Genomic DNA, 20,916 nt, shown 5'->3' with positions numbered 1-20,916 from the left:
TTATGCGCCGGATATTATCAGTATTACTCGAAAATGAATCAGGCGCGTTATCCCGTGTGATCGGCCTTTTTTCCCAGCGTGGCTATAACATTGAAAGTCTGACCGTTGCGCCAACCGACGATCCGACATTATCGCGCATGACTATCCAGACCGTGGGCGATGAAAAAGTGCTTGAGCAGATCGAAAAGCAATTACACAAGCTGGTCGATGTCTTGCGCGTGAGCGAACTGGGGCAGGGCGCGCACGTTGAGCGGGAAATTATGCTGGTGAAAATTCAGGCCAGCGGCTACGGACGTGACGAAGTGAAACGCAATACGGAAATATTCCGTGGGCAAATTATCGATGTCACACCGTCGCTTTATACCGTTCAACTGGCGGGAACCAGCGATAAACTCGATGCATTTTTAGCATCGATTCGCGATGTGGCGAAAATTGTTGAAGTTGCCCGCTCCGGCGTTGTCGGACTTTCACGCGGCGATAAAATAATGCGTTAAGAATGATCTCAATACGCAATTTACAGCCCAGTATGTCACGTTGGGCTTTTTTTGCGAATTCAGTAGGAACCTGGAATAAAAGCAGTTGCCGCAGTTAATTTTCTGCGCTTAGATGTTAATGAATTTAATCCATACCAGTACAATGGTTATGGTTTTTACATTTTACGCAAGGGGCAATTGTGAAACTGGATGAAATCGCTCGGCTGGCGGGAGTATCGCGGACCACTGCAAGCTATGTTATTAACGGCAAAGCGAAGCAATACCGTGTGAGCGACAAAACCGTTGAAAAAGTCATGGCTGTGGTGCGTGAGCACAATTACCACCCGAATGCCGTGGCGGCTGGGCTTCGTGCTGGACGCACACGTTCTATTGGTCTTGTGATCCCCGATCTGGAGAACACAAGTTACACCCGTATTGCTAACTATCTTGAACGCCAGGCGCGGCAACGTGGTTATCAGCTATTAATTGCCTGTTCTGAAGATCAGCCAGACAACGAAATGCGTTGTATTGAGCATCTTTTACAGCGTCAGGTCGATGCCATCATTGTTTCGACGTCGCTGCCGCCAGAGCATCCTTTCTATCAACGCTGGGCTAACGACCCGTTCCCGATTGTCGCGCTGGATCGTGCGCTTGATCGTGAACACTTTACCAGCGTCGTTGGCGCTGACCAGGATGATGCTGAAATGTTGGCGGAAGAGTTACGTAAGTTTCCGGCCGAGACAGTGCTTTATCTTGGTGCACTGCCGGAGCTTTCTGTCAGCTTCCTGCGTGAACAGGGTTTCCGCACGGCCTGGAAAGATGATCCGCGCGAAGTGCATTTTCTTTATGCCAACAGCTATGAGCGGGAAGCCGCTGCCCAGCTATTCGAAAAATGGCTGGAAACGCATCCGATGCCGCAGGCGCTGTTTACTACCTCTTTTGCATTGTTGCAGGGGGTTATGGATGTTACGTTGCGCCGCGATGGCAAACTTCCTTCCGATCTGGCGATTGCGACCTTTGGCGATAACGAATTGCTCGACTTCTTACAATGCCCAGTGCTGGCGGTGGCTCAGCGTCATCGTGATGTCGCAGAACGCGTGCTGGAGATTGTCCTGGCGAGCCTGGATGAGCCGCGTAAGCCAAAACCGGGCTTAACGCGCATCAAACGAAATCTCTATCGCCGTGGCATCCTCAGCCGTAGCTAAGCGTTAAACAGAAAATGATGCGTCAGCGGATTGTCGCTGGCGCATTGAGTACGTAATTGGACATCAATATCCTTTATGTAAATAAGACTATTCCTGACAATTATCCATAAGACCTTCGAAATATCTCCCCAATTAACTTCATTCTTTGTGCCTAATGATAATTAAGGCGTAACGCCAGGTTGCGATTGCATTATTTTGTTACATGCAAATCGTCAATTGCCGATTAAACAAACACTTTTCTAAACTTTTACACAAAGCCACTGGCGTCAGGCGCGGTGCACGCGCAACAGGGACTGTTATCCGGGGGCGATATGTCCTAAAATGCCGCTCGCGTCGCAAACTGACACTTTATATTTTCATTAAGGAAAATGGAGTCGTTTTTAAAACGGTAATGATGAGTGGGAATTTTTCTTACAACTATTCATGACGTTAATTTGCTTCGTTCGTTGGGCGATTTTTAAACAATGCAGATATTAGTCGTAAACATTGGGTTTTTTGCTTCGGTAAAGAATGTTCCTGGCTTGACAAGCTTTTCCTCCGCTCCGTAAACTCCTTTTAGTGGGAATTTGTGGGATAAAGTGGTAATTGGGGGAAGACTGGCATGTTCCGGGGAGCAACGTTAGTCAATCTCGACAGTAAAGGGCGCTTATCGGTGCCCACCCGTTATCGGGAAGAGCTGCTCGGGAACGCTGCCGGTCAAATGGTATGTACCATTGACATTCATCACCCATGCCTGCTGCTTTACCCCCTTCCTGAATGGGAAATTATCGAGCAAAAATTATCGCGTCTGTCGAGCATGAACCCGGTTGAGCGCCGTGTGCAGCGCCTTCTGTTAGGCCATGCCAGTGAATGTCAGATGGATGGCGCAGGTCGATTATTAATCGCGCCAGTACTGCGGCAACATGCCGGGCTGACAAAAGAAGTGATGTTGGTTGGACAGTTCAACAAGTTTGAACTGTGGGATGAAACAACCTGGCATCAACAGGTCAGGGAAGATATCGACGCTGAACAGTCTGTTACCGAAAGCTTGTCGGAACGACTGCAGGACTTGTCTCTATAAAATGATGGAAAACTATAAACACACCACGGTGCTGCTGGACGAAGCCGTAAACGGCCTCAATATCCGTCCTGATGGCATTTACATTGATGGGACTTTCGGTCGCGGTGGTCACTCACGTCTGATCCTTTCGCAACTTGGCGAAGAGGGGCGTTTGTTGGCAATCGATCGCGATCCGCAGGCTATCGCCGTCGCAAAGACTATTGATGATCCGCGCTTCTCCATCATACATGGACCTTTCTCCGCGCTGGGCGAATACGTCGCTGAGCGTGATCTTATCGGCAAGATTGACGGAATTCTTCTCGATCTTGGTGTCTCTTCACCGCAACTCGATGATGCAGAACGCGGTTTTTCCTTTATGCGCGACGGTCCGCTGGACATGCGTATGGATCCGACACGCGGCCAGTCTGCCGCCGAGTGGCTACAAAGCGCAGAAGAAGCTGATATTGCCTGGGTATTAAAAACTTATGGCGAAGAGCGTTTTGCCAAACGCATTGCGCGCGCCATTGTTGAGCGTAACCGCGAACAGCCGATGACCCGTACCAAAGAACTGGCGGAAGTCGTTGCTGCGGCAACCCCGGTGAAGGACAAATTCAAACATCCCGCGACCCGTACCTTCCAGGCGGTGCGCATTTGGGTGAACAGTGAACTGGAGGAGATAGAGCAGGCGCTAAAAAGCTCGCTCAGCGTGCTGGCCCCGGGTGGGCGGCTTTCGATCATCAGTTTTCATTCGCTGGAAGATCGTATAGTGAAACGCTTTATGCGTGAAAACAGTCGCGGTCCGCAGGTTCCGGCAGGGTTACCGATGACCGAAGAGCAGCTCAAAAAACTGGGTGGCCGTCAGTTGCGAGCACTAGGCAAGTTGATGCCGGGCGAAGAAGAGGTGGCTGAGAACCCTCGTGCCCGAAGTTCAGTTCTGCGTATTGCAGAGAGGACGAACGCATGATCAGCAGAGTGACAGAAGCTCTAAGCAAAGTTAAAGGATCGATGGGAAGCCACGAGCGCCATGCCTTGCCTGGCGTTATCGGTGACGATCTTTTGCGGTTCGGGAAGCTGCCACTCTGTCTGTTCATTTGCATTATCTTGACGGCGGTGACCGTGGTGACCACGGCGCACCATACCCGTTTGCTGACCGCTCAGCGCGAACAACTGGTGCTGGAGCGAGACGCTTTAGACATTGAATGGCGCAACCTGATTCTTGAAGAGAATGCGCTCGGTGACCATAGCCGGGTGGAAAGGATCGCCACAGAGAAGCTGCAGATGCAGCATGTTGATCCATCACAAGAAAATATTGTAGTGCAAAAATAAGGATAAACGCGACGCATGAAAGCAGCGGCGAAAACGCAGAAACCAAAACGTCAGGACGAACATGCCAACTTTATCAGTTGGCGTTTTGCGTTGTTATGCGGCTGTATTTTGCTGGCACTGGCTTTTCTGCTGGGACGCGTAGCGTGGTTACAGGTTATCTCCCCGGACATGTTGGTGAAAGAGGGCGATATGCGCTCTCTTCGCGTTCAGCAAGTCTCCACCTCCCGCGGCATGATTACCGACCGCTCTGGTCGTCCGTTAGCGGTGAGCGTACCGGTAAAAGCGATTTGGGCTGACCCGAAAGAAGTGCATGACGCTGGCGGCATCAGCGTCGGTGACCGCTGGAAGGCGCTCGCTAACGCACTTAACATTCCGCTGGATCAGCTCTCAGCCCGCATTAACGCCAATCCGAAAGGACGTTTTATCTATCTGGCGCGTCAGGTTAACCCTGACATGGCTGACTACATCAAAAAACTAAAACTACCGGGGATTCATCTGCGTGAGGAATCCCGCCGTTACTATCCGTCCGGCGAAGTGACCGCTCACCTCATTGGCTTTACCAACGTCGATAGCCAGGGGATTGAAGGTGTTGAGAAGAGTTTTGATAAATGGCTCACTGGGCAACCGGGCGAGCGTATTGTGCGTAAAGACCGCTACGGCCGCGTAATTGAAGATATTTCTTCCACCGACAGCCAGGCGGCGCACAACCTTGCGTTGAGTATTGATGAACGCCTGCAGGCGCTGGTTTATCGCGAACTGAACAACGCGGTGGCCTTTAACAAGGCAGAATCCGGTAGTGCCGTGCTGGTGGATGTCAATACCGGCGAAGTGCTGGCGATGGCTAACAGCCCGTCTTACAACCCAAACAATCTGAGTGGCACGCCGAAAGAGGCGATGCGTAACCGTACCATCACCGACGTGTTTGAACCTGGCTCAACGGTTAAACCGATGGTGGTGATGACCGCGTTGCAACGTGGTGTGGTGCGGGAAAACTCAGTATTGAATACCGTTCCTTATCGAATTAACGGCCACGAAATCAAAGACGTGGCGCGCTACAGCGAATTGACCCTGACCGGGGTTTTACAGAAGTCGAGTAACGTCGGTGTTTCCAAGCTGGCGTTAGCGATGCCGTCCTCAGCGTTAGTAGATACTTACTCACGTTTTGGACTGGGAAAAGCGACCAATTTGGGGTTGGTCGGAGAACGCAGTGGCTTATATCCTCAAAAACAACGGTGGTCTGACATAGAGAGGGCCACCTTCTCTTTCGGCTACGGGCTAATGGTAACACCGTTACAGTTAGCGCGAGTCTACGCAACCATCGGCAGCTACGGCATTTATCGCCCGCTGTCGATTACCAAGGTTGACCCCCCGGTTCCCGGTGAGCGCGTCTTCCCGGAATCCATTGTCCGCACCGTGGTACATATGATGGAAAGCGTGGCGCTACCAGGCGGTGGCGGTGTGAAGGCGGCGATTAAAGGCTATCGCATTGCTATTAAAACCGGTACTGCGAAAAAGGTCGGGCCGGATGGTCGCTACATCAATAAATATATTGCTTATACCGCAGGCGTTGCGCCTGCGAGTCAGCCGCGCTTCGCGCTGGTTGTTGTTATCAACGATCCGCAGGCGGGTAAATACTACGGCGGTGCCGTTTCCGCGCCGGTCTTTGGTGCCATCATGGGCGGCGTATTGCGCACCATGAACATCGAGCCGGATGCGCTGACAACGGGTGATAAAAATGAATTTGTGATTAATCAAGGCGAGGGGACAGGTGGCAGATCGTAATTTGCGCGACCTTCTTGCTCCGTGGGTGCCAGACGCACCTTCGCGAGCACTGCGAGAGATGACACTTGACAGCCGTGTGGCTGCGTCGGGCGATCTCTTTGTAGCTGTAGTAGGTCATCAGGCGGACGGGCGTCGATATATCCCGCAGGCGATAGCGCAAGGTGTGGCTGCCATTATTGCAGAGGCGAAAGATGAGGCGACCGACGGTGAAATCCGTGAAATGCACGGTGTACCAGTCATCTATCTCAGTCAGCTCAACGAGCGTTTATCAGCACTGGCGGGTCGCTTTTACCATGAACCCTCTGACAATCTACGTCTCGTGGGCGTAACGGGCACCAACGGCAAAACCACAACGACTCAGCTTCTGGCGCAATGGAGCCAACTGCTTGGTGAAACCAGCGCGGTAATGGGCACTGTTGGTAATGGCCTGCTGGGTAAAGTGATCCCGACGGAAAATACCACCGGTTCGGCAGTCGACGTTCAGCATGAGCTGGCGGGGCTGGTGGATCAGGGCGCGACTTTTTGCGCAATGGAAGTTTCCTCACACGGGCTGGTACAGCACCGTGTGGCGGCATTGAAATTTGCGGCGTCGGTCTTTACTAACTTAAGTCGCGATCACCTTGATTATCATGGTGATATGGAACACTACGAAGCGGCGAAATGGTTGCTTTACTCCGAACATCATTGCGGTCAGGCGATTGTCAACGCTGATGACGAAGTAGGCCGCCGCTGGCTGGCAAAATTGCCGGACGCGGTTGCCGTGTCGATGGAAGAAAATATCAATCCGAACTGTCATGGCCGCTGGTTGAAAGCGACTGGCGTGAACTATCACGACAGCGGTGCGACCATTCGCTTCACCTCAAGCTGGGGCGATGGGGAAATAGAAAGCCGCCTGATGGGCGCATTCAACGTTAGTAACCTGCTGCTGGCGCTGGCGACGCTGCTGGCGCTCGGTTACCCATTAGCTGACCTGCTGAAAACCGCCGCGCGTCTGCAACCGGTTTGCGGACGTATGGAAGTGTTCACTGCGCCAGGCAAACCGACGGTTGTTGTGGATTATGCTCACACTCCGGATGCGCTGGAAAAAGCCTTGCAGGCTGCGCGCCTGCACTGTGCGGGTAAGCTGTGGTGCGTCTTCGGCTGTGGCGGCGATCGCGATAAAGGCAAGCGCCCACTGATGGGGGCGATTGCTGAAGAGTTTGCCGACGTGGCGGTGGTAACGGATGACAACCCGCGTACTGAAGAGCCGCGTGCCATCATCAACGATATTCTGGCGGGGATGTTAGACGCCGGACATGCCAAAGTGATGGAAGGGCGCGCAGAAGCGGTAACGTGCGCCGTTATGCAGGCGAAAGAAAATGATGTCGTGTTGGTCGCGGGTAAAGGCCATGAAGATTACCAGATTGTCGGTAATCAGCGTCTGGACTACTCCGATCGCGTCACGGTGGCGCGTTTGCTGGGGGTAATCGCATGATTAGTGTAACCCTTAGCCAACTGGCGAATATTCTCAACGGCGAACTGAAAGGGGCTGATATCACCCTTGACGCCGTAACCACCGATACCCGTAAATTGACGCCTGGCTGTCTGTTCGTCGCCCTGAAAGGCGAACGTTTCGATGCCCATGATTTTGCCGACCAGGCGAAAGCTGGAGGGGCGGGCGCGCTGCTGGTTAGCCGTCCGCTGGATATCGACCTGCCACAGTTAATCGTTAACGATACGCGTCTGGCATTTGGTGAACTGGCAGCATGGGTTCGTCAGCAAGTTCCTGCTCGTGTGGTTGCCCTGACCGGTTCCTCCGGTAAAACCTCCGTGAAAGAGATGACCGCGGCGATTTTAAGTCAGTGTGGCAACACGCTTTATACGGCTGGCAATCTCAACAACGACATCGGCGTGCCAATGACGCTGCTGCGTTTAACGCCGGAATACGATTACGCGGTCATTGAGCTTGGCGCTAACCATCAGGGCGAAATTGCCTGGACTGTTAGCCTGACCCGTCCGGAAGCCGCACTGGTCAACAATCTGGCGGCTGCGCATCTGGAAGGTTTCGGCTCGCTTGCGGGTGTCGCGAAAGCGAAAGGCGAAATCTTTACCGGCCTGCCAGAAAACGGTATCGCTATCATGAATGCCGATAACAACGACTGGCTGAACTGGCAGAGTGTGATTGGCTCACGCAAAGTGTGGCGTTTTTCGCCAAATGCCGCCAACAGCGATTTTACCGCTACCAATATCCATGTGACTTCACATGGTACTGAATTTACGCTGCAAACCCCAACAGGTAGCGTCGATGTTCTGCTGCCGCTGCCGGGGCGTCACAATATCGCAAATGCGTTGGCTGCCGCGGCGCTCTCCATGTCCGTGGGTGCAACGCTTGATGCCATCAAAACGGGACTGGCAAATCTGCAAGCTGTTCCTGGTCGTCTTTTCCCCATTCAACTGGCGGAAAACCAGTTGCTGCTCGACGACTCCTATAACGCCAATGTTGGCTCAATGACCGCCGCAGTTCAGGTACTGGCTGAAATGCCGGGTTATCGCGTGCTGGTGGTTGGTGATATGGCCGAGCTGGGTGCTGAAAGTGATGCCTGTCATCTCCAAGTGGGGGAAGCGGCGAAGGCGGCTGGTATTGACCGCGTGTTAAGCGTGGGCAAGCAAAGCCATGCTATCAGCACCGCCAGCGGTGCTGGCGAACATTTTGCTGATAAATCCGCGTTGATTACGCGTCTTAAATCACTGATTGCAGAGCAACAGGTGATTACGATTTTAGTTAAGGGTTCACGTAGTGCTGCCATGGAAGAGGTAGTACGCGCTTTACAGGAGAATGGGACATGTTAGTTTGGCTGGCCGAACATTTGGTCAAATATTATTCCGGCTTTAACGTCTTTTCCTATCTGACGTTTCGCGCCATCGTCAGCCTGCTGACTGCGCTGTTCATCTCATTGTGGATGGGCCCGCGCATGATTGCTCATTTGCAAAAACTCTCCTTCGGGCAGGTTGTTCGTAACGATGGCCCTGAATCACACTTCAGTAAGCGCGGCACGCCGACCATGGGGGGGATCATGATCCTGACTGCGATTGTCGTCTCCGTGATCTTGTGGGCTTATCCCTCCAACCCGTATGTCTGGTGCGTACTGGTGGTGCTGGTCGGTTACGGCATTATTGGTTTTGTTGATGACTATCGCAAAGTCGTGCGCAAAGACACCAAAGGTTTGATCGCGCGCTGGAAGTATTTCTGGATGTCGGTGATTGCGTTGGGCGTTGCTTTCGCACTTTATCTTGCAGGAAAAGACACGCCAGCAACGCAACTGGTGGTGCCGTTCTTTAAAGATGTGATGCCGCAGTTAGGCTTGTTTTATATCCTGCTGGCGTATTTTGTGATTGTCGGTACGGGTAACGCGGTAAACCTGACCGATGGCCTCGACGGTCTGGCCATTATGCCGACCGTCTTTGTCGCAGGTGGTTTTGCACTGGTGGCCTGGGCTACCGGCAACATGAACTTTGCCAGCTACTTACATATACCGTATCTGCGACACGCCGGGGAGCTGGTTATCGTCTGCACCGCGATAGTCGGGGCAGGGCTGGGCTTCCTGTGGTTTAACACCTATCCCGCGCAGGTCTTTATGGGCGACGTTGGTTCGCTGGCGTTAGGTGGCGCGTTGGGCATTATCGCTGTGCTGCTGCGTCAGGAATTCCTGCTGGTGATTATGGGGGGCGTGTTTGTTGTCGAAACCCTGTCGGTTATTTTGCAGGTCGGCTCCTTTAAACTGCGCGGGCAACGTATTTTCCGCATGGCGCCGATCCATCACCACTATGAACTTAAAGGCTGGCCGGAACCGCGTGTCATCGTGCGTTTCTGGATTATTTCGCTGATGCTGGTCCTGATTGGTCTGGCAACGCTGAAGGTGCGTTAATCATGGCTGATTACCTGGGTAAAAATGTCGTCATTATCGGCCTGGGCCTCACCGGGCTTTCCTGCGTAGACTTTTTCCTTGCTCGCGGCGTGACGCCGCGCGTTATGGATACGCGTATGACACCGCTTGGCCTGGATAAATTACCCGAAACGGTAGAACGTCATACTGGCGGTCTTAATGATGAATGGCTGATGGCGGCAGATCTTATTGTCGCCAGCCCCGGCATTGCGCTGGCGCATCCATCCTTAAGCGCCGCTGCCGATGCCGGAATCGAAATCGTTGGTGATATCGAACTGTTCTGCCGCGAAGCGCAAGCGCCGATTGTGGCGATCACGGGTTCTAACGGCAAAAGTACGGTCACCACCTTAGTGGGCGAAATGGCGAAAGCAGCAGGTGTTAACGTTGGCGTCGGTGGCAACATTGGTCTGCCAGCGTTGATGTTACTCGATGATGAGTGCGAACTGTACGTGTTGGAACTGTCGAGCTTCCAACTGGAAACAACCTCCAGTTTACAGGCGGTGGCAGCGACCATTCTGAACGTAACTGAAGATCATATGGATCGTTATCCGTTTGGTTTGCAACAGTATCGTGCGGCAAAACTGCGCATTTACGAAAATGCGAAAGTTTGCGTGGTTAATGCCGATGATGCCTTAACGATGCCGATCCGCGGTGCGGATGAACGTTGCGTCAGCTTTGGCGTCAACATGGGTGACTATCACCTGAATCATCAGCAGGGCGAAACCTGGCTGCGGGTGAAAGGTGAGAAAGTGTTGAACGTGAAAGAGATGAAACTTTCAGGACAACATAACTACACCAATGCGCTGGCGGCACTGGCGCTGGCGGATGCCGCAGGGTTACCGCGAGCCAGCAGCCTGACAGCGCTAACGACTTTTACCGGTCTGCCGCATCGCTTTGAAGTGGTGCTTGAGCACAATGGCGTACGCTGGATTAACGACTCGAAAGCTACCAACGTCGGCAGTACGGAAGCCGCGCTAAACGGCTTGCATGTTGACGGTACGCTGCACTTGTTGTTAGGCGGCGATGGCAAATCGGCGGATTTTAGTCCGCTGGCGCGCTATCTGAATGGCGATAACGTTCGTCTGTATTGCTTCGGTCGCGACGGTGCGCAGTTAGCGGCTTTACGCCCGGAAGTGGCTGAACAAACCGAAACCATGGAGCAGGCGATGCGTCTATTGGCTCCGCGCGTGCGACCGGGAGATATGGTTCTGCTCTCTCCGGCCTGTGCCAGCCTCGATCAGTTCAAGAGCTTTGAACAACGGGGCAATGAATTTGCTCGTCTGGCGAAGGAGTTTGGTTGATGCGTTTATCTTTCCCTCGCCTGAAAATGCCGCGTCTGCCGGGATTCAGTATCCTGGTCTGGATCTCCACGGCGCTGAAGGGCTGGGTGATGGGCTCGCGGGAAAAAGATACCGACAGCCTGATCATGTACGATCGTACCTTGCTGTGGCTGACCTTCGGCCTCGCGGCGATTGGCTTTATCATGGTGACCTCGGCGTCAATGCCCATCGGGCAACGCTTAACCAACGATCCGTTCTTCTTCGCGAAGCGTGATGGTGTTTACCTGATCCTGGCGTTCATTCTGGCGATCATTACGCTGCGCCTGCCGATGGAGTTCTGGCAGCGCTACAGCGCCACAATGCTGCTCGGGTCAATCATCTTGCTGATGATCGTGCTGGTGGTGGGTAGCTCAGTTAAAGGGGCATCGCGTTGGATCGATCTCGGCCTGCTGCGTATTCAGCCTGCGGAACTGACTAAGCTGTCGCTGTTTTGCTATATCGCCAACTATCTGGTGCGCAAAGGTGACGAAGTGCGTAATAACTTGCGCGGCTTCCTGAAACCGATGGGGGTGATTCTGGTACTGGCAGTGTTGCTGCTGGCGCAGCCTGACCTCGGTACGGTGGTGGTGTTGTTTGTGACCACGCTGGCGATGCTGTTCCTGGCGGGGGCGAAATTATGGCAATTCATTGCCATTATCGGCATGGGGATTTCAGCAGTTGTGTTGCTGATCCTCGCTGAACCATACCGTATTCGCCGCGTTACCGCGTTCTGGAACCCGTGGGAAGACCCGTTCGGCAGCGGCTATCAGTTGACGCAATCATTGATGGCGTTTGGTCGTGGCGAATTGTGGGGGCAAGGTTTAGGTAACTCGGTACAAAAACTGGAGTATCTGCCGGAAGCGCATACTGACTTTATTTTCGCCATTATCGGAGAAGAACTGGGGTATATCGGTGTGGTGCTGGCGCTTTTAATGGTATTCTTCGTCGCTTTTCGTGCGATGTCGATTGGCCGTAAAGCGTTAGAAATTGACCACCGCTTTTCTGGTTTTCTCGCCTGTTCAATTGGCATCTGGTTTAGTTTCCAGGCGCTGGTTAACGTAGGCGCGGCGGCGGGGATGCTACCGACCAAAGGTTTGACATTGCCGCTGATCAGTTACGGTGGTTCGAGTTTACTGATTATGTCGACAGCCATCATGATGCTGTTGCGTATTGATTATGAAACGCGTCTGGAGAAAGCGCAGGCGTTTGCACGAGGTTCACGATGAGTGGTCAAGGGAAGCGATTAATGGTGATGGCTGGCGGTACTGGCGGACATGTGTTCCCCGGGCTGGCGGTTGCGCACCATTTAATGACCCAGGGGTGGCAAGTTCGCTGGCTGGGTACTGCCGATCGTATGGAAGCGGACTTAGTGCCGAAGCACGGTATTGAGATCGACTTTATTCGTATCTCCGGCCTGCGTGGTAAGGGGATCAAAGCATTACTCGTGGCTCCGCTGCGTATCTTTAACGCCTGGCGGCAGGCGCGGGCAATTATGAAAGCTTACAAGCCTGATGTGGTGCTCGGGATGGGCGGTTACGTTTCCGGGCCAGGTGGTCTGGCAGCATGGTCGTTAGGCATTCCGGTTGTACTTCACGAACAAAACGGCATTGCAGGCTTGACCAATAAATGGCTGGCGAAAATTGCCACCAAAGTGATGCAGGCGTTTCCAGGCGCTTTCCCCAATGCGGAAGTGGTTGGTAACCCGGTGCGTACCGATGTGCTGGCGCTGCCGTTACCGCAGCAACGTTTGGCCGGGCGTGAAGGCCCGATTCGTGTGTTGGTGGTGGGTGGTTCGCAGGGCGCGCGTATTCTTAACCAGACAATGCCTCAGGTCGCAGCAAAGCTGGGCGATACGGTAACTATCTGGCATCAGAGTGGCAAAGGTTCGCAACAATCTGTTGAACAGGCTTATGCCGAAGCGGGGCAACCGCAGCATAAAGTGACAGAATTTATTGATGATATGGCGGCGGCCTATGCATGGGCGGATGTCGTTGTTTGCCGCTCCGGCGCGTTGACGGTGAGTGAAATCGCCGCGGCGGGGCTACCGGCATTGTTTGTGCCGTTTCAGCATAAAGACCGCCAGCAATACTGGAATGCGCTGCCGCTGGAAAAAGCGGGCGCAGCCAAAATTATCGAGCAACCGCAACTTACTGTGGACGCTGTCGCCAACACCCTGGCCGGGTGGTCGCGAGAAACCTTATTAACCATGGCAGAACGCGCCCGTGCTGCATCCATTCCGGATGCCACCGAGCGAGTGGCAAATGAAGTGAGCCGGGCTGCCCGGGCGTAATTGTGGCGATGCCTTTTGCATCGCATGAATTTGAGAAGTTAATGGCGTAAAGAATGAATACACAACAATTGGCAAAACTGCGTTCCATCGTGCCCGAAATGCGTCGCGTTCGGCACATACACTTTGTCGGCATCGGTGGTGCCGGTATGGGCGGTATTGCCGAAGTTCTGGCCAATGAAGGGTATCAGATCAGTGGTTCCGATTTAGCGCCAAATCCGGTCACGCAGCAGTTAATGAATCTGGGGGCGACGATTTACTTCAACCATCGCCCGGAAAACGTGCGTGACGCCAGCGTGGTCGTTGTTTCCAGCGCGATTTCTGCTGACAACCCAGAGATTGTTGCTGCCCATGAAGCGCGTATTCCGGTTATTCGTCGTGCGGAAATGCTGGCCGAGTTAATGCGTTTTCGTCATGGCATCGCCATTGCCGGGACACACGGTAAAACCACCACCACCGCGATGGTTTCCAGCATCTACGCAGAAGCGGGCCTCGACCCGACCTTCGTTAACGGTGGGCTGGTAAAAGCGGCGGGTGTTCATGCACGTTTAGGTCACGGGCGTTACCTGATTGCCGAAGCGGATGAGAGCGACGCATCGTTCCTGCATCTGCAACCGATGGTGGCGATTGTCACCAATATCGAAGCCGATCACATGGATACCTACCAGGGTGACTTCGAGAATTTAAAACAGACTTTTATTAATTTTCTGCACAACCTGCCGTTTTACGGACGTGCGGTGATGTGTGTTGACGACCCGGTGATCCGTGAGTTGTTACCGCGCGTTGGCCGTCAGATTACCACTTATGGTTTCAGTGAAGATGCTGACGTTCGTGTGGAAGATTATCAGCAGATTGGCCCGCAGGGGCACTTTACGTTGCTGCGCCAGGACAAAGAGCCGATGCGCGTTACTCTGAATGCGCCAGGCCGTCATAATGCGCTGAACGCTGCCGCTGCGGTTGCGGTCGCCACGGAAGAGGGGATTGACGACGACGCTATTCTGCGTGCGCTGGAGAGCTTCCAGGGAACCGGTCGTCGCTTTGATTTCCTCGGTGAGTTTCCGCTGGAGCCGGTCAACGGTAAAAGCGGTACAGCAATGCTGGTCGATGACTACGGCCACCATCCGACAGAAGTGGATGCCACGATTAAAGCGGCGCGTGCTGGCTGGCCGGATAAAAACCTGGTGATGCTGTTTCAGCCGCACCGTTTCACCCGCACTCGTGATCTGTATGACGATTTTGCCAATGTCCTGACCCAGGTCGATACCTTATTGATGCTGGACGTTTATCCGGCTGGCGAAGCACCGATTCCGGGAGCGGACAGCCGTTCGTTGTGTCGTACAATTCGTGGACGTGGGAAAATTGATCCCATTCTGGTGCCTGATCCGGCGCAGGTAGCCGAGATGTTAGCACCGGTATTAACTGGTAACGACCTGATTCTTGTGCAGGGGGCGGGTAATATCGGAAAAATTGCTCGTTCTTTAGCTGAAATCAAACTGAAGCCGCAAACTCCGGAGGAAGAGCAACATGACTGATAAAATCGCGGTCCTGTTGGGCGGGAACTCCGCAGAGAGAGAAGTTTCTTTGAATTCTGGTGCTGCAGTGTTAGCCGGGCTGCGTGAAGGCAGTATCAACGCGCATCCTGTCGATCCGAAAGAAGTCGACGTGATGCAACTGAAGGCGATGGGCTTTCAGAAAGTATTTATCGCTCTGCACGGGCGCGGCGGTGAAGACGGCACATTGCAGGGCATGCTCGAGCTGATGGGGCTACCTTATACCGGCAGCGGGGTGATGGCATCTGCGCTTTCAATGGATAAACTACGCAGCAAATTGCTGTGGCAGGGAGCAGGTTTACCGGTAGCGCCGTGGGTGGCATTAACCCGCGCAGAATTTGAAAAAGGCCTTAGTGATAAGCAGTTAGCAGAAATTTCTGCCTTAGGTTTGCCGCTTATTGTCAAGCCGAGTCGCGAAGGTTCCAGCGTTGGAATGTCAAAAGTAGTAGCAGAAAATGCTCTACAAGATGCATTAAGATTGGCATTTCAGCACGATGAAGAAGTATTGATTGAAAAATGGCTAAGTGGGCCGGAGTTCACGGTTGCGATACTCGGTGAAGAAATTTTACCGTCAATACGTATTCAACCCGCCGGAACCTTCTATGATTATGAGGCAAAGTATCTCTCTGATGAGACACAGTATTTCTGCCCCGCAGGTCTGGAAGCGTCACAAGAGGCCAATTTGCAGGCATTAGTGCTGAAAGCATGGACGACTTTAGGCTGCAAAGGATGGGGGCGTATTGACGTCATGCTGGACAGTGATGGACAGTTTTATCTGCTGGAAGCCAATACCTCACCGGGTATGACCAGCCATAGTCTGGTGCCGATGGCGGCGCGTCAGGCGGGGTTAAGCTTCTCGCAGTTGGTAGTACGAATTCTGGAACTGGCGGACTAATATGTCGCAGGCTGCTCTGAACACGCGAAACAGCGAGGAAGAGATTTCTTCTCGCCGCAATAATGGAACACGTCTGGCGGGGATCCTTTTCCTGCTGACGGTTTTAACGACAGTGTTGGTGAGCGGCTGGGTCGTGTTGGGCTGGATGGAAGATGCGCAACGCCTGCCGCTCTCAAAGCTGGTGTTGACCGGTGAACGGCATTACACGCGTAATGACGATATCCGGCAGTCGATCCTGGCGTTGGGTGAGCCGGGTACTTTTATGACCCAGGATGTCAACATCATCCAGACGCAAATAGAACAACGCCTGCCGTGGATTAAGCAGGTGAGCGTCAGAAAGCAGTGGCCTGATGAATTGAAGATTCATCTGGTTGAATATGTGCCGATTGCGCGGTGGAATGATCAACATATGGTAGACGCCGAAGGAAATACCTTCAGCGTGCCACCAGATCGCACCAGCAAGCAGGTGCTCCCGATGTTGTATGGCCCGGAAGGCAGCGCAAATGAAGTGTTGCAGGGCTATCGCGAAATGGGGCAGATGCTGGCAAAGGACAGATTTACTCTGAAGGAAGCGGCGATGACCGCGCGGCGTTCCTGGCAGTTGACGCTGAATAACGATATTAAGCTCAACCTTGGCCGGGGCGATACGATGAAACGTTTGGCTCGCTTTGTAGAACTTTATCCGGTTTTACAGCAGCAGGCGCAAACCGATGGCAAACGGATTAGCTACGTTGATTTGCGTTATGACTCTGGTGCGGCAGTAGGCTGGGCGCCCTTGCCGCCAGAGGAATCTACTCAGCAACAAAATCAGGCACAGGCAGAACAACAATGATCAAGGCGACGGACAGAAAACTGGTAGTAGGACTGGAGATTGGTACCGCGAAGGTTGCCGCTTTAGTAGGGGAAGTTCTGCCCGACGGTATGGTCAATATCATTGGTGTGGGCAGTTGCCCATCACGTGGTATGGATAAAGGCGGGGTTAACGACCTCGAATCCGTGGTCAAATGCGTACAACGCGCTATTGACCAGGCAGAATTGATGGCAGATTGTCAGATCTCTTCAGTATATCTGGCGCTTTCTGGTAAGCACATCAGTTGTCAGAATGAAATAGGTATGGTGCCCATTTCTGAAGAAGAAGTGACGCAAGAAGATGTGGAAAACGTCGTCCATACCGCGAAATCGGTGCGCGTGCGTGATGAACATCGTGTGTTGCACGTGATCCCGCAAGAGTACGCGATTGACTATCAGGAAGGGATCAAGAACCCGGTGGGGCTTTCCGGCGTGCGAATGCAGGCAAAAGTGCACCTGATCACATGTCACAATGATATGGCGAAAAACATTGTTAAAGCGGTTGAACGTTGTGGCCTGAAAGTTGACCAACTGATATTTGCCGGACTGGCATCAAGTTATTCGGTATTGACGGAAGACGAACGTGAATTGGGAGTCTGCGTCGTCGATATCGGTGGTGGTACAATGGATATCGCCGTTTATACCGGTGGGGCATTGCGCCACACCAAGGTAATTCCTTATGCTGGCAATGTGGTGACCAGTGATATCGCCTATGCCTTTGGCACGCCGCCAAGCGACGCCGAAGCGATTAAAGTTCGCCATGGCTGCGCGTTAGGCTCCATCGTTGGTAAAGATGAGAGTGTGGAAGTGCCGAGCGTAGGTGGGCGACCACCGCGTAGTCTGCAACGTCAGACGCTGGCGGAGGTGATTGAGCCACGGTATACCGAGCTGCTCAATCTGGTCAACGAAGAGATATTGCAGTTGCAGGAAAAGCTTCGCCAACAAGGTGTGAAACATCACCTGGCGGCGGGCATTGTATTAACCGGTGGCGCGGCGCAGATCGAAGGTCTTGCCGCCTGCGCTCAGCGAGTGTTTCATACGCAGGTGCGTATTGGCGCGCCGCTGAATATCACTGGTTTAACTGATTATGCTCAGGAGCCGTATTACTCGACGGCTGTGGGATTGCTTCACTACGGGAAAGAGTCACATCTTAACGGTGAAGCGGAAGTAGAAAAACGTGTTACAGCATCAGTTGGCTCGTGGATCAAGCGACTCAATAGTTGGCTGCGAAAAGAGTTTTAATTTTTATGAGGTCGACGGTGATTACGGCCTCAGGCGACAGGCACATATCGGAGAGAAACTATGTTTGAACCAATGGAACTTACCAACGACGCGGTGATTAAAGTCATCGGCGTCGGCGGCGGCGGCGGTAATGCTGTTGAGCACATGGTGCGTGAGCGCATTGAAGGTGTTGAATTCTTCGCGGTAAATACCGATGCACAGGCGCTGCGTAAAACAGCGGTTGGGCAGACGATTCAGATCGGTAGTGGTATAACCAAAGGACTGGGAGCTGGCGCTAATCCAGAAGTTGGCCGTAATGCGGCTGATGAGGATCGCGATGCATTGCGTGCGGCGCTGGAAGGTGCAGACATGGTATTTATTGCAGCAGGTATGGGGGGCGGTACTGGTACAGGTGCTGCGCCGGTCGTTGCTGAAGTTGCAAAAGATTTGGGGATCCTGACCGTTGCTGTCGTGACTAAGCCTTTCAACTTTGAAGGCAAGAAGCGTATGGCCTTCGCGGAGCAGGGGATCACTGAATTGTCCAAGCATGTGGACTCACTGATTACCATCCCGAACGATAAACTGCTGAAGGTGCTCGGTCGCGGTATTTCCCTGCTTGATGCGTTTGGCGCAGCGAATGATGTGCTGAAAGGTGCTGTTCAGGGTATCGCTGAACTGATTACTCGTCCGGGTCTGATGAACGTCGACTTTGCAGACGTTCGTACCGTGATGTCTGAAATGGGCTACGCGATGATGGGTTCTGGTGTGGCAAGCGGCGAAGACCGTGCGGAAGAAGCGGCTGAAATGGCTATCTCTTCTCCGCTGCTGGAAGACATCGACCTGTCTGGCGCGCGCGGCGTGCTGGTTAACATCACGGCGGGCTTCGACCTGCGTCTGGATGAATTCGAAACCGTAGGTAACACCATCCGTGCATTTGCTTCGGATAACGCGACTGTGGTTATCGGTACATCTCTTGACCCGGATATGAACGATGAACTGCGTGTAACCGTGGTTGCAACAGGCATCGGCATGGACAAACGTCCTGAAATCACTCTCGTGACCAATAAACAAGTTCAGCAGCCGGTGATGGATCGTTACCAACAGCACGGTATGGCACCGCTGACTCAGGAACAGAAACCGGTCGCTAAAGTGGTGAACGACAATACGCCGCAAACCGCGAAAGAACCTGATTATCTGGATATCCCTGCATTCTTGCGTAAGCAAGCTGACTAAGAATAAGCTGGAATTTGGGTTACGAGGCTCTTTGTGCTAAACTGGCCTGCCGAATGTATAGTACACTTCGGTTGGATAGATAATTTGGCGAGATAATACGATGATCAAACAAAGGACACTTAAACGTATCGTTCAGGCGACGGGTGTCGGTTTACATACCGGCAAGAAAGTCACCCTGACGTTACGCCCTGCGCCGGCCAACACCGGGGTCATCTATCGTCGCACCGACTTGAATCCACCGGTAGATTTCCCGGCCGATGCCAAATCTGTGCGTGATACCATGCTCTGTACGTGTCTGGTCAACGAGCATGATGTACGGATTTCAACCGTTGAGCACTTGAACGCTGCGCTCGCGGGCTTAGGCATCGATAACATCGTTATCGAAGTTAACGCACCGGAAATCCCGATTATGGACGGCAGCGCTGCTCCGTTTGTTTACCTGCTGCTTGATGCTGGTATCGACGAACTCAACTGCGCCAAGAAATTTGTTCGCATCAAAGAGACTGTTCGTGTCGAAGATGGCGATAAGTGGGCTGAATTTAAGCCATATAATGGTTTTTCGCTGGATTTCACCATCGATTTCAACCATCCGGCTATCGATTCCAGCAATCAACGCTATGCGATGAACTTCTCTGCTGATGCATTTATGCGTCAGATCAGCCGTGCGCGTACATTCGGTTTCATGCGCGATATTGAATATCTGCAGTCTCGTGGTTTGTGCCTGGGCGGCAGCTTCGATTGTGCCATCGTTGTTGACGATTATCGCGTACTGAACGAAGACGGTTTGCGTTTTGAAGACGAATTTGTGCGTCACAAAATGCTTGACGCGATCGGTGACTTGTTCATGTGTGGTCACAATATTATTGGTGCATTTACCGCCTATAAATCCGGTCATGCACTGAATAACAAACTGTTGCAGGCTGTCCTGGCAAAACAGGAAGCCTGGGAATATGTGACCTTCCAGGACGACGCAGAACTGCCGTTGGCCTTCAAAGCGCCTTCGACGGTACTGGCATAACGACATTTATACTGTCGTATAAAATTCGACTGGCAAATCTGGCACTCTCTCCGGCCAGGTGAACCAGTCGTTTTTTTTGAGTTGTTATCAGGGCCGTAAGAAACGGTGCGAACGCTGTTTTCTTAAGCACTTTTACGCACAACTTATCTTCATTCCTGCTGTGGACTTCGGCCTTTAATGATAAGATTTGTGCGCTAAAAACGTTTGAATACGATTGGGATGGCAATAACGTGAGTGGAATACTGACGCGCTGGCGACAGTTTGGTAAACGCTACTTCTGGCCGCATCTCTTATTAGGGATGGTCGCGGCGAGTTTAGGTTTGCCTGCGCTCAGCAACGCCGCCGAACCAAATGCGCCCGCAAAAGCGACAACCCGCAACCACGAGCCTTCCGCCAAAGTTAACTTTAGTCAGTTGGCCTTGTTGGAAGCGAATACGCGCCGCCCAAACTCGAACTATTCCGTTGATTACTGGCATCAACACGCAATTCGCACGGTAATCCGTCATCTTTCCTTCGCAATGGCACCGCAAACGCTGCCCGTTGCTGAAGAGTCTTTACCGTTTCAGGCGCAACATCTTGCTTTACTGGATACGCTCAGCGCGCTGCTGACCCAGGAAGGCACGCCGCCTGAAAATGGTTATCGCATTGATTATGCGCATTTTACTCCGCAAGCAGCATTCAGCACGCCCGTCTGGATCAGCCAGGCGCAAGGTATCCGTGCTGGCCCTCAACGCCTTAGCTAATAACGACAAAACCTTTATTTCATTTTATTAACTCCGCACTGCGGGGCGTTTGA

The 20,916-nt window shown here is 52.9% G+C and carries 20 protein-coding genes; all 20 read left to right on the top strand.

Translation table 11 applies throughout. From position 1 onward, the window contains the following. Positions 1-2 precede the first annotated feature (2 nt). On the top strand, positions 3-494 hold the full coding sequence (ilvN, locus tag C1192_RS12580; protein WP_001252744.1) for an acetolactate synthase small subunit: 492 nt from the start codon (positions 3-5) through the stop codon (positions 492-494). Between the two features lie 11 nt (positions 495-505). Beyond that, entirely contained in the window at positions 506-592 is an 87-nt protein-coding gene (locus tag C1192_RS25160; protein ID WP_032141500.1) for a hypothetical protein, read from the top strand. Positions 593-673: 81 nt separating this feature from the next. Further along, positions 674-1,678: a catabolite repressor/activator gene (gene cra / locus C1192_RS12575; RefSeq protein ID WP_001517741.1), complete on the top strand. Its 1,005-nt coding sequence runs from the start codon at positions 674-676 to the stop codon at positions 1,676-1,678. Positions 1,679-2,279: 601 nt separating this feature from the next. Further along, positions 2,280-2,738, top strand: coding sequence for a division/cell wall cluster transcriptional repressor MraZ (mraZ, locus tag C1192_RS12570; RefSeq protein WP_000488289.1), 459 nt, complete (start codon positions 2,280-2,282; stop codon positions 2,736-2,738). Between the two features lies 1 nt (position 2,739). Then, positions 2,740-3,681, top strand: a complete 942-nt coding sequence (rsmH, locus tag C1192_RS12565; RefSeq protein ID WP_000970467.1) for a 16S rRNA (cytosine(1402)-N(4))-methyltransferase RsmH — start codon at positions 2,740-2,742, stop codon at positions 3,679-3,681. Then, the gene (gene ftsL / locus C1192_RS12560; RefSeq protein ID WP_000625658.1) at positions 3,678-4,043 is read left to right on the top strand and encodes a cell division protein FtsL; all 366 of its coding nucleotides are present in this window, start codon (positions 3,678-3,680) and stop codon (positions 4,041-4,043) included. The genes rsmH and ftsL overlap by 4 nt, the downstream gene beginning before the upstream one ends. A gap of 15 nt (positions 4,044-4,058) precedes the next feature. Continuing rightward, the gene (ftsI, locus tag C1192_RS12555; RefSeq protein WP_038354952.1) at positions 4,059-5,825 is read left to right on the top strand and encodes a peptidoglycan glycosyltransferase FtsI; all 1,767 of its coding nucleotides are present in this window, start codon (positions 4,059-4,061) and stop codon (positions 5,823-5,825) included. Next, positions 5,812-7,299 carry a UDP-N-acetylmuramoyl-L-alanyl-D-glutamate--2,6-diaminopimelate ligase gene (gene murE, locus C1192_RS12550; protein ID WP_000785156.1) on the top strand — a complete coding sequence of 496 codons (1,488 nt, stop codon included), beginning with the start codon at positions 5,812-5,814 and terminating at the stop codon, positions 7,297-7,299. The genes ftsI and murE overlap by 14 nt, the downstream gene beginning before the upstream one ends. Beyond that, the gene (gene murF / locus C1192_RS12545; RefSeq protein ID WP_038354953.1) at positions 7,296-8,654 is read left to right on the top strand and encodes a UDP-N-acetylmuramoyl-tripeptide--D-alanyl-D-alanine ligase; all 1,359 of its coding nucleotides are present in this window, start codon (positions 7,296-7,298) and stop codon (positions 8,652-8,654) included. Before murE ends, murF begins: the two co-directional genes overlap by 4 nt. Continuing rightward, on the top strand, positions 8,648-9,730 hold the full coding sequence (gene mraY / locus C1192_RS12540) for a phospho-N-acetylmuramoyl-pentapeptide-transferase (protein ID WP_000964135.1): 1,083 nt from the start codon (positions 8,648-8,650) through the stop codon (positions 9,728-9,730). Before murF ends, mraY begins: the two co-directional genes overlap by 7 nt. A gap of 2 nt (positions 9,731-9,732) precedes the next feature. Beyond that, positions 9,733-11,049: a UDP-N-acetylmuramoyl-L-alanine--D-glutamate ligase gene (gene murD / locus C1192_RS12535; protein WP_038354954.1), complete on the top strand. Its 1,317-nt coding sequence runs from the start codon at positions 9,733-9,735 to the stop codon at positions 11,047-11,049. Then, positions 11,049-12,293: a cell division protein FtsW gene (ftsW, locus tag C1192_RS12530; RefSeq protein ID WP_001517743.1), complete on the top strand. Its 1,245-nt coding sequence runs from the start codon at positions 11,049-11,051 to the stop codon at positions 12,291-12,293. The genes murD and ftsW overlap by 1 nt, the downstream gene beginning before the upstream one ends. Next, the gene (gene murG / locus C1192_RS12525) at positions 12,290-13,357 is read left to right on the top strand and encodes an undecaprenyldiphospho-muramoylpentapeptide beta-N-acetylglucosaminyltransferase (RefSeq protein ID WP_000016580.1); all 1,068 of its coding nucleotides are present in this window, start codon (positions 12,290-12,292) and stop codon (positions 13,355-13,357) included. Before ftsW ends, murG begins: the two co-directional genes overlap by 4 nt. 53 nt (positions 13,358-13,410) lie before the next feature. Beyond that, positions 13,411-14,886 carry a UDP-N-acetylmuramate--L-alanine ligase gene (murC, locus tag C1192_RS12520; RefSeq protein ID WP_001096039.1) on the top strand — a complete coding sequence of 492 codons (1,476 nt, stop codon included), beginning with the start codon at positions 13,411-13,413 and terminating at the stop codon, positions 14,884-14,886. Continuing rightward, on the top strand, positions 14,879-15,799 hold the full coding sequence (gene ddlB / locus C1192_RS12515) for a D-alanine--D-alanine ligase (protein WP_038354955.1): 921 nt from the start codon (positions 14,879-14,881) through the stop codon (positions 15,797-15,799). Before murC ends, ddlB begins: the two co-directional genes overlap by 8 nt. A 1-nt stretch (position 15,800) precedes the next feature. Continuing rightward, entirely contained in the window at positions 15,801-16,631 is an 831-nt protein-coding gene (gene ftsQ, locus C1192_RS12510) for a cell division protein FtsQ (protein WP_000075732.1), read from the top strand. Beyond that, positions 16,628-17,890: a cell division protein FtsA gene (gene ftsA / locus C1192_RS12505; protein WP_000588474.1), complete on the top strand. Its 1,263-nt coding sequence runs from the start codon at positions 16,628-16,630 to the stop codon at positions 17,888-17,890. Before ftsQ ends, ftsA begins: the two co-directional genes overlap by 4 nt. Before the next feature lie 60 nt (positions 17,891-17,950). Then, positions 17,951-19,102, top strand: coding sequence for a cell division protein FtsZ (gene ftsZ / locus C1192_RS12500; RefSeq protein ID WP_000462777.1), 1,152 nt, complete (start codon positions 17,951-17,953; stop codon positions 19,100-19,102). A 100-nt stretch (positions 19,103-19,202) separates the two neighbouring features. Continuing rightward, on the top strand, positions 19,203-20,120 hold the full coding sequence (lpxC, locus tag C1192_RS12495; protein WP_000595484.1) for a UDP-3-O-acyl-N-acetylglucosamine deacetylase: 918 nt from the start codon (positions 19,203-19,205) through the stop codon (positions 20,118-20,120). 230 nt (positions 20,121-20,350) lie between these two features. Beyond that, on the top strand, positions 20,351-20,863 hold the full coding sequence (secM, locus tag C1192_RS12490; RefSeq protein ID WP_000014327.1) for a secA translation cis-regulator SecM: 513 nt from the start codon (positions 20,351-20,353) through the stop codon (positions 20,861-20,863). Positions 20,864-20,916 lie beyond the last annotated feature (53 nt).

The sequence above is a fragment of the Escherichia marmotae genome (genome assembly GCF_002900365.1).
In the GTDB taxonomy this organism is placed as follows: domain Bacteria; phylum Pseudomonadota; class Gammaproteobacteria; order Enterobacterales; family Enterobacteriaceae; genus Escherichia; species Escherichia marmotae.
The sequence above is the reverse complement of the archived record's forward strand: the minus strand, read 5'-3'. Positions and strand labels throughout refer to the sequence as shown.